Below are 1,919 nucleotides of genomic sequence, written 5' to 3'. Positions count from 1 at the left end.
TATTCCCCCATCGTTCCGTTCAGGAGCATGGGGGATTGTCTGCATTCGTCTATCCCACAAGGAGCTGAGTAATGATGAACAGACTCATCGAGGCAGCGATGAAACGAACGGTGCTGATTCTGATCCTGCTGGCGATCATCTTGGCTTGGGGGGGAGTATCCGCTTACCGTATGCACCGGGACTACCTCCCGCCGATCAACAATCCTACGCTCATGATCACGGTTCATGCCCCCAGTTTCCTGGCCGAGGAGATCAAACACGCCGTGTCGAGGCCGATCGAGCAGGCGGTCCGGGGCGTGGAAGAGCTGCAATCGCTGGAGACGAACAGCTTCAACGGCGGACTTCTGATCAGCTTGTATTTTCCCTTGAATTACACCATGGATCGTGCCGAGCGGGACGTAACCGATGCTTTGCGGGATGTAGCTTTGCCGGCAGGCGCGGGCGAGCCGGCCGTCACCCGCGTCAGCACGAGCTCTTTTCCGATCATGAGGCTGACCATTACAAGCCCTTCAGGAAAAGTGAATGAAGATACGCTGAGAACGACCATTCAGGCCCAGATCGCCGATGAACTGCTGCATACACCGGGCGTAAGTGAAGTCCGGGCTACCGGCTCCGCGAAGAACGGCTATGTTCTGTCGGTTCGGATGGAAGATCTGGCCAAGGCAGGATTAACGGTCGATAACGTCAGGCAGTCCCTGGCCGGGGTAAGTTTTCCTTCGGTCCAAGGCAAGCTGACGGACAGCGTCATGTCCATTCCTCTTGAGGCTTCGGGCTGGAATCCGAATGCGACGGATTGGATGGACCTTCCTATCCAAGGAGCCAACGGGCAGAGCGAGCCTCTTTCCTCAGTTGCGGCCTTGTCACCCTCCCTGGTCGACAAGCAGACGATCTCCAGAACCGGAGGTGCTGCGAGTGTCGTGATGGATATCCTCAAAAAACCGTCGGCCAACATCACGGAAGTATCGGAGGACATTCGCAGCCGTCTCTCAGGCATGACCGGTTACCCGCCGGAGGATGTGAAGCTTTCCGTCATGTTTGACCAGGGAGCGCAGGTTCACTCTTCCCTGAACAGATTATTTCGGGAAGGGCTGTTAGGATGTTTATTTTCCATGGTCAGCGTATTTCTCTTTTTCCGCAGCATCCGGTCCACGCTGCTCATTGCGCTGTCGCTGCCGATTTGCATTCTGGTAACCACGGGGCTGCTTCACGTGATGGGATTCAGCCTCAATATTCTCACCCTTTCGGGACTTGTCGTAGCGATGGGGCGGGTGATCGACGACACAATCGTGATCCTTGACAATATCCACCGCAAGCAGAGCCAAGCCAAATCTTCATCTTCCGGGCGGATATCCGAAGCGGCCAAGGAAATGCTGCCTGCCATCGTATCGTCGACGGCAACGACCGTTGCGGTGTTTGTCCCCATCGCTTTGGTCGGCGGGATGATTGGTGCCGCGTTTTCGGGGTTCGCATGGTCGGTGGTTATTGCTCTGCTAACCTCTCTGCTAGTAGCGGCTTTGGTAGTTCCCGCCTTGTATTATGTATGGCAAAGAGACCGACCTAGCGCTTCCGGCGCAGCCTTCGAACCCGTTACCCGGCGCGTCCTGCAGTGGGCCTTCCTCCGGAAAGCGCGATTGATATCCGTCTTTGCCGTGCTGCTGGCAGGTGCCATCGCCGGAGGGTTCCTGCTACCGGTAAACTTTTTACCTGCCAATTCCACGGGCCAAATTAACGTCCAGCTGGAATTTCCCGAACGGACGACGTTGTCTCAAGTGGATGCTGCTGTAAAGCGTATGGAACAAGTTCTGGCCTCGGATACTGGAATTTCCACTTATTCTTCGGTACTGGGCTCCACTTTCACGCCTCAATTCGACGATGTGTTTGACGCGGGCGGGGGGTGGATCCAAGGCGACAATATCGCC

1 protein-coding gene is annotated in these 1,919 nt (G+C 56.0%); it reads left to right on the top strand.

Going from position 1 to position 1,919, the window contains the following annotated elements; all coding sequences use genetic code 11:
• Window positions 1-71: 71 nt before the first annotated feature.
• On the top strand, window positions 72-1,919 hold a 1,848-nt coding region (locus tag CPT76_RS35375; protein WP_146116544.1), incomplete at its 3' end, for an efflux RND transporter permease subunit.

This window comes from Paenibacillus sp. AR247, from assembly GCF_002968895.1.
Classification (GTDB): Bacteria; Bacillota; Bacilli; order Paenibacillales; family Paenibacillaceae; genus Paenibacillus_AQ; species Paenibacillus_AQ favisporus.
This window is presented reverse-complemented; position numbering and strand designations above follow the sequence as displayed.